The organism is Pseudomonas sp. 05T35 (genome assembly GCF_056396605.1).
This window is the reverse complement of the sequence record NZ_JBFTLU010000002.1, coordinates 35,279-42,930: the sequence shown is the minus strand read 5'-3', so window position 1 is coordinate 42,930 and position 7,652 is coordinate 35,279. Positions and strand designations below refer to the sequence as shown.

Sequence of the window (7,652 nt, the reverse complement as noted above, 5' to 3'; positions counted from 1 at the left end):
GTGGTGTTGGTCGCGCGTAAATCCTGCACCGCCGTCGAGCGTTGGGTGTACACCGATGTGGGCAAGTTCTCCGGCCTGATCGAAACCATGGACGAAGCCATCAAGTTCCCGATCTGGACCGAGAAAAAAGGCGAGATGGAAGAAGTGGTCATCGCCGGCCCGACCTGCGACAGCGCCGACATCATGTACGAAAACTACAAGTATGGCCTGCCACTGAACCTGGCCATCGGTGACCGCCTGTACTGGCTGTCCACCGGCGCGTACACCACCAGCTACAGCGCTGTTGAGTTCAATGGCTTCCCGCCGCTGAAATYGTTCTACGTATAAGCGATCTCTTGAAATAAAAGGTCCATGTAACCATGGACCTTTTTTATTTCCGCAGCCATGCTTCTACATGGTCAATCATCGCCATAGATTCATGAGCACCCTCCATAGCTGCGCCTAATTTGAAATTCAACTCCCCGAGTTTTGACGCACTCTTTGCTCTCAAGAGTTCGTTGATTACGCCGTCTATACGCTGATAGACCTCCTTGATGAACAGGCCCATCTGCGAGTTTACGGAAACGAACCCGCTAAATAACGCCACAATATCGCTTTTATATTCTGCCGCCCTGATCGAAGCGTCCCTGGAAGAGTAAGTGATGTCCCAGACAGGTGCAGTGCCCACCTCGAAAAACAACTCCTCCGCCACAGTCGGTTGTGGATGGCAATTACAGGATTGATGATCCATTGCACTCGTGAATACTGCTTTCAGTCCAAATGACTCGTGATACATTTCCTCGACGGTATATTTCAATTGTCGCATCGCAGCTCTTAGATCATAAAACCGAAGCGCCAATTCGTGAACCAGGTCCTGTACATTCTTTGGTGGAAATAACGTCCAGGTCGGAGATCGGGATAAACCGTACAACCTGAAATCCACTTGGGCAATGGGTTCGTTCCTGGAGAACTGCCTGGTTATTTGCATAGAAGCCTGGTTTCTTCAGTACGCCCCCAATACTCTTGCAGATATCGCCCATTAAACTGAGCATTGTTCAAACGCGAATCCTTGGCCAGAACCGCAAGTTGATGGCCGCTTCTTCTACGGCGCTCAAACACAACCGGTATACTGTCGAATGTCGGGTGCAGGGTCCCAAGGAAACGGGTGTAACGATCTAACACGCGCCGCTGCGCCGCAGTGAACTCATAGGCAAGTATATTCATACTCTATCTTGGAGGGGGTGGGCGTGCGACCCACCGCCCTCTTTCCTTATTACTGCCGAATGGTTTTCAAGTATTGAATGACGTCGGCGATCCGGGCAATCGCGGTATCCGTTCGCGCCTCGACGGGCAGTGACTTATCCTGCTTAAATTCGCGGGAGAACTTTTCAATGTCGGAGACCAGATTCGAAAATTCACTCACGTATTCCTGGCGCTCATCGTCCAGCTTGTCCAGCGTCATAACCAATTCAATCTTCCCATCAACCTGGGCGATATCTTTGGTGTGTTTTTGCAACTGCGCCCTCAGGTCGCCCGCTCTCTCCTTGAGCCTGTTGTATGCCGCCAGCATGTTGAGATAAGAAATGGCTTCCCCAATACCAGAGATCAATTTCTTAAGCGTATCAATAGCCAACAATGCGACTTGAACCTGCGGTGGCGCCAACCCCAGTGCTTTCAAATTATCCAGCGATAACTGCGCCTCTTCACCGATTTTTTCGACGCCGGCTTTCCCGATCAAGTCAATCGCTTCGGACACGGACTTCATCTGTTCATTCAGCTCAGCTAATTTTTCTTCGGAATTGATTTTTAGCTCTTCAACGAATGCCCGATCCTGTTTCAGCGTGACCACCCATTTTTCCGAGGCTACCCGGTCAAACGGGGCGTTAATACTCTTATGGATACTTTTTAAATCTTCAGTGTGTGCGAACATGATATCGAATACATTTTTGAGCTCGCGCTCCATGTCCTCACGAACCTCGTCTACATCGTCCGGGTAGTCAAGCTCTGCCTGATAGCCTTTCAGCTTCCTCTGCGCACGCTCCAAGTAGATACTGGTTGTCTGAGCCTGGTTACGCAGACCGAACATTGTCTTATTGATAGCGAGCGCCAGATCATTCATTGCTCCGACGGTGCCAGGCAAGTAATTGAATTGTTCGACAAGCATTTGTGCCGTGGTGTTCGTTCCTTGCACCGAGGCATTATGGCTACGCAACTCCGCCATATTGAACGCTGGATAATCCGAACCATTAAATAATGAACGCATCATTATCTCACTCCAAAAAAACTGACGATTATTGTTGTATTCCTTTTCCGCCTCTTCGAACACGCCAAGCAATTGATCCGAACCTACTTGTATTTGCTCCCAAGGATCAATAATACCGACTATCTGTGTTGTAAACTGCCTCAGCGAAGTCGCCTCTTCCAGTTTATCGACCTCTTTGATGGAAGCAGCGATATAGGTACTCAGCGCATTCCACACCAGCATCATTGAGGGTCGCTGCCGCCTTGATCGCTTCCTGAACCAGTTGATCGTATTGTTTATTGAGCTCGTCAATGTCTGCCGAGCGCAGGTCGATTTGCTTTTGCAGATCCTGAATATCTGCCTGATACGTATTTCTCGAAATAAATTCCAGTCGCAGCTTTATTTCCGGGAGTACCTTCTCGCGCATGTCGGCGCCAAAACAATCCAATTGTTTCCTGACACTCTCGGCCTTATCATGACAGATTCTGACCCTCTCCAGCATGTCATTGAGATAGTGCTTGATATCCGGAACATCTCCCGAAGGCAAGCCAAGATCGGGAAGGTTCGGGATCTTGTGTTTCAGTTTCAGATACTCTTCCCGCGTATTGATATTGTGTTCTTCCAGGTATTTCGATATTCTTAGCTCTTTATAAACATCTACAATTGCTTTACCAATCCTAATAATGCTACCGGCGAAAATCTTAAGGTCGGTGCCCGTCAGCATTATTTTCTCGCGCAATGGCGACCAGCGCTTGGCATGGTCATACGTCATGGTGAATGTGCGTAAAAAATCCCTGCCCGTCAGTCCCACGCGGCCCTCATCACCCGCGCCATAATTTAAATACGCAATGACATCCTGTAGCCGGACGGGAAGAGACAGCCCTAAGGTTTCATACTTCCTTAGGCTGACAATCTGCTCTTTGGTCAACTGCATTCCGGGGGCCCGGTTATATTCCTCGCCCTCGCCAAGCGATGCGCTCACAAATACCTTAGGCGCTTTTGCAGCGGCTTCGACCACCTTGCTGTCCATCTTGAATTCCATCAGAGACTCCTTGTCTTCTTCGGATCTTAATATATGCCCAGTTTATTCACGACACTAATGAGCCGTTTCATCCCGCTCAGTTACAGGCACCGTGAGAACAGACATTAATGTGCTGCGACGAACATTCACAAGACTTTAAATATTAAAAATCAAGACAGCCAGCACAACAACTACTTAACCAGGGCAATGGTTTTTTTAGAACACCTCCACAAACAGAATCACCTTGCATCAAAATCAAACTATTACAACTGCGGTTTGAGCTCCAAATATCACGCACACCTGACGAGTGCATAAACCTATTCAGGTAATACTTTCTATCGTGTAATAGTCTAAAGACAGCGAAACGTCGCTATCGAGATAGTTAACGGTAACAACAAACCGTTACAACATGGCCAGCTGAGAAAGCCGCAGCCGATAGGCATCAGCCATCCCACGGATTTGCGGATGATGTGCGCCTTGCAATGACTCACTGCCCACCCGCAAGAAATTCACGTTCCCCCCGGCCAACGCCTTGCGCAACCAGCCCAGCGCATCATCGACATGCCCTTGATCGGCCAGCACCGCGGCATAACTGAACTGCCCGCGAAAATCCCCGCCTTCGGCCGAGCGTCGATACCACTCCCGAGCCGCCAATGGATCCGCGGTGCATTGGCGTCCCTCTTCCAGATAGCGGCCCAGCAGGTTCATGGATTTGGCGTGGCCCAACTCGGCGGCGCAGCGATACAACGCCAGAGCTTGCGMCTGATCCTCGAYCACYCCGCGCCCGGTRGCCAGCAGRTTGGCGTAGTTGTACATCGCCCARTCCAGTCCKGCMTCGGCGGCGMRGCGATAATGCCCCGCAGCGACCGTAGCGTCGGCATTACAGCCCCAGCCATGTTCATGACAGCGACCGAGCATGTTGCGCGCCATCAGATGCCCGCCGTTGGCGGCGATCTCGAACCAGCGCAAAGCCAGCGCCTGGTCCTTGGCGATGCCCTGCCCTTCGAGCAGGATTTGACCGAGCAAGGCCTGGCCATCGAGGATCCCGGCCTTTGCAGCGATCAGGATTGCCTGGGCGGCACGGGCCGGGCTTTCGGCGAGCATCGCGCTGAGTTGATCGCCGTCGAGGACTTCCTCGCGGCGCAGTCGGTAGCTCACGGTTACACCTCGACCCAGCGGCGCAGCAGGTTGTGATAGGTGCCGGTCAGGCGAATCAGTGACGGGTGATCCGGCAAGTCGCGGGTCAGTTGCTGGATCGCCTCGTCCATCTCGAACAGCAAGGCGCGCTGGCTGTCTTCGCGAACCAGGCTTTGGGTCCAGAAGAATGAGGCATAACGTGTGCCGCGAGTAACGGCGTTGACCTTGTGCAGGCTGGTGCCCGGATAGAGCACCAGGTCCCCGGCCGGTAATTTCACTCGCTGGGTGCCAAAGGTGTCCTGGATTTCCAGCTCACCGCCGTCGTATTCGTCCGGGTCGCTGAAAAACAACGTCGACGACAGGTCGGTGCGAACGCGCTCGATACTGCCCTTGGGCTGGCGCACGGCGTTGTCGATATGAAAGTCGAAGCTGCCCCCCGCCGTGTAGCAGTTCAGCAGTGGTGGAAAGACTTTGTGCGGTAACGCCGCTGACATGAATCGCGGATGTTTCCACAACCGCTCAAGCATCGCTGCGCCAATTTCCTGCGCCAGCGGGTGACCTTCCGGCAGTTGCAGGTTGTGTTTGGCCTTGGCCGACTGGAAGCCTGCGGTAATCCTGCCGTCCGCCCAGTCAGCCTGCTCCAGGGCCTCGCGAATACGCTGCACCTCTTCGCGGGAGAACAAGCCGGGAATATGCAGCAGCATGGGGCGATACCTGAGGGCAAAAGGATGCCAATGGTATTGATTCTTATTGGCAATGTAAAATCGCTCTGACGGATGAGTCCGCAAAACCCGTAAGGGAAAACTGTAAAGAATGTAAATTCAGCGCAAATAGCAATATATCTCAATTGATACAAATACGTATTTACCCTATATTCCGCCGCCTCAAACCCTGGGGAGGGGAATTCACAATGTCACGCCAACTACCACAATCACCGGTCAGCTCACCGCGTCTACTCGCCTCTGCAATTGGCGTGGCGATCACTGCCAGCTCTGTAGCGCACATGGCTTACGCGGCAGAAAAGACCGACGAAAAAGCGCCGCGCAATGCAATTGCCCTGGAGGCCACCAGTGTCACCGGTGAAGCCCAGGACTCCACCTCCTATCAGGTCGAAAAAGCCTCTTCGCCCAAGTACACCGCGCCGCTGATTGATACCCCGCGTTCGGTGACCGTGATTCCACAGCAAGTCCTCAAGGACACTGGCGCCCTCAACATGCAGGATGCATTGCGCACCGTCCCGGGCATCACGTTCGGTGCCGGTGAAGGCGGTAACCCGCAGGGCGACCGCCCGTTCATCCGTGGTTTCGACGCTCAGGGCGATACGTACCTGGATGGCGTACGTGACACCGGCTCCCAGAGCCGTGAAATCTTCGCCGTTGAGTCGATTGAAGTCAGCAAAGGCCCGAACTCCGCGATTGGCGGACGCGGCGCAGCCGGTGGCAGCATTAACCTGGTGAGCAAAAAAGCCCATCTGGGCGACTCGTTCAATGGCGGCTTCACCTGGGGCTCGGACCAGACCCAGCGCTACACCCTGGACAGCAACTACCAGTTCAGCGATACCGCCGCTGGCCGCCTGAACCTGTTGAGCCACGAAAGTAACGTCGCCGGCCGTGACAAGGTCGACTACGACCGTTGGGGCATCGCGCCATCGCTGGCCTTCGGCCTGGGCACCGACACCCGCGTCAACCTCGACTACTACCATCTGCAAAGCAACGACCTGCCGGACTCGGGTATTCCGTACACCGTGCCCGCTTCGGGCAAGACCGCTGATCGCACCAAGAGCAACCCGGACAAACCTTACGCGGGTGGCGACAGCAGCAATTTCTATGGCTTGACCGACCGTGACTTCCGCAAGACCCGTACCGATACCGCGACCTTCGCCATCGAGCACGACCTGACCGACGCGCTGACCATCAAGAACACCCTGCGCCACGGCACCAGCATGCAGGATTACATCCTGACCCAGCCGGACGACAGCAAGGGCAACGTGAGCAACGGCAGTGTCTGGCGTCGTGCCAACAGCCGCGTCAGCAACGTCGCGACCACTACCAACCAGACTGATCTGTTTGGCAATTTCTACATCGCCGGCTTCAAGAACAGCTTCTCCACCGGTGTCGAGTTCACCCGTGAAGAAGGCGAAAAATCCTCGTACAACGTGAACACCGATACCACCCCGGGATCGCCCGCGACATCGAGCAGCAACTGCACGCCGTCGATGATTGGCGCATCCAGCGGCTACAACTGCACCTCGCTGGCCAACCCGAACCCGAACGATCCGTGGAACGGCGCGATTTCGCGTAACTACGCAGGCACTGACACCACCGCCAACACACGTGCCCTGTACGTGTTCGACACCCTGGAACTGTCGCCGCAATGGCTGGTGAACATGGGCCTGCGTTACGATCACTTCGACACCAAGTACAAGACCTTCACCGCGGCGGGTGCCACCACGGCGAAAGGCGCTGACACCAGCGAGTTCGTCACCGGTCAGTTAGGTGTCGTTTACAAACCGGCTGAAAACGGCAGCATCTACGCCTCTTACGCGACCTCCGCCACACCACCGGGTAATACCTTGGGCGAAGGCATGGACGGCAACCCGCTGTCGGGCACCAAGGATCGCAACGGCAATCTGCTGAGCAGCGACATGGAGCCGGAAACCACCAAGAACTACGAAGTCGGCACCAAGTGGGACCTGCTCAACGATCGTCTGTCGTTGACCGCCGCCCTGTTCCGTACCGAGAAAGAGAACGCACGCGTTCAGGTTGATACCACTTCCTACGCAAACGCCGGCAAAACCCGGGTTCAAGGGATCGAGCTGTCGGCAAACGGCAAGATCACCGACAAATGGCAAGTCTTCGCCGGCTACACCTACATGGACAGCGAACAAGTCGATGGCGGCCCGCTGAACCACGCCACCGATGGCAATCAATTGCCTAACACCCCGAAAAACAGCGCCAGCCTGTGGTCGACCTACAACGTCACGCCAAAGCTGACCCTGGGTGGCGGCGCGTTCTATGTCGACGACGTGTTCGGCAGCGTGGCCAATACCACCATGGTCAATTCCTACGTTCGTTACGACGCAATGGCCAGCTACAAGTTGACCAAAAACGTCGACCTGCAACTGAACCTGCRGAACCTGACCGACGTGACCTACTACGACAAAGCCTTCGCCACCCACTTCGCCAATCAGGCACCGGGCCGTACGGCATTGCTGAGCACCAACTTCCACTTCTGATAAAGAACCAAGTCGCCAAGCCCCGCCCATCCCGATGA

Annotated in this window: 6 protein-coding genes and 1 pseudogene; 2 read left to right on the top strand and 5 right to left on the bottom strand. The window is 54.5% G+C overall.

The annotated features are described in order from the left end of the window. Nucleotides 1–327: pseudogene (locus tag AC1DH9_RS00430) on the top strand (type III PLP-dependent enzyme); the annotation flags it as partial. Between the two features lie 43 nt (nucleotides 328–370). Here the strand turns inward: AC1DH9_RS00430 and AC1DH9_RS00425 are convergent. From AC1DH9_RS00425 to AC1DH9_RS00405, 5 genes are all read right to left on the bottom strand, one after another. Next, entirely contained in the window at nucleotides 371–805 is a 435-nt protein-coding gene (locus tag AC1DH9_RS00425; protein WP_477807645.1) for a hypothetical protein, read from the bottom strand. A gap of 447 nt (nucleotides 806–1,252) precedes the next feature. Further along, a complete protein-coding gene (locus AC1DH9_RS00420) occupies nucleotides 1,253–2,467 on the bottom strand; it encodes an alpha-xenorhabdolysin family binary toxin subunit B (protein ID WP_477807644.1) in 1,215 nt (404 codons plus the stop codon). Beyond that, nucleotides 2,406–3,263: an alpha-xenorhabdolysin family binary toxin subunit A gene (locus AC1DH9_RS00415; protein ID WP_477807643.1), complete on the bottom strand. Its 858-nt coding sequence runs from the start codon at nucleotides 3,261–3,263 to the stop codon at nucleotides 2,406–2,408. The genes AC1DH9_RS00420 and AC1DH9_RS00415 overlap by 62 nt, the downstream gene beginning before the upstream one ends. 381 nt (nucleotides 3,264–3,644) lie before the next feature. Beyond that, on the bottom strand, nucleotides 3,645–4,400 hold the full coding sequence (locus tag AC1DH9_RS00410) for a tetratricopeptide repeat protein (RefSeq protein WP_477807642.1): 756 nt from the start codon (nucleotides 4,398–4,400) through the stop codon (nucleotides 3,645–3,647). A 2-nt stretch (nucleotides 4,401–4,402) separates the two neighbouring features. Continuing rightward, nucleotides 4,403–5,083, bottom strand: coding sequence for a Fe2+-dependent dioxygenase (locus tag AC1DH9_RS00405; protein WP_427542697.1), 681 nt, complete (start codon nucleotides 5,081–5,083; stop codon nucleotides 4,403–4,405). Nucleotides 5,084–5,289: 206 nt separating this feature from the next. On the opposite strand from AC1DH9_RS00405, the gene AC1DH9_RS00400 reads away from it, so the two are divergent. Then, entirely contained in the window at nucleotides 5,290–7,614 is a 2,325-nt protein-coding gene (locus AC1DH9_RS00400; protein WP_477807641.1) for a TonB-dependent receptor, read from the top strand. Nucleotides 7,615–7,652: the final 38 nt, after the last annotated feature.

Excerpts from the sequence above, each read along its gene's own strand:
- AC1DH9_RS00425 (WP_477807645.1), bottom strand. The coding sequence starts at position 805 with ATGCGACAATTGAAATATACCGTCGAGGAAATGTATCACGAGTCATTT.
- AC1DH9_RS00420 (WP_477807644.1), bottom strand. The coding sequence starts at position 2,467 with ATGATGCTGGTGTGGAATGCGCTGAGTACCTATATCGCTGCTTCCATC.
- AC1DH9_RS00415 (WP_477807643.1), bottom strand. The coding sequence starts at position 3,263 with ATGGAATTCAAGATGGACAGCAAGGTGGTCGAAGCCGCTGCAAAAGCG.
- AC1DH9_RS00405 (WP_427542697.1), bottom strand. The coding sequence starts at position 5,083 with ATGCTGCTGCATATTCCCGGCTTGTTCTCCCGCGAAGAGGTGCAGCGT.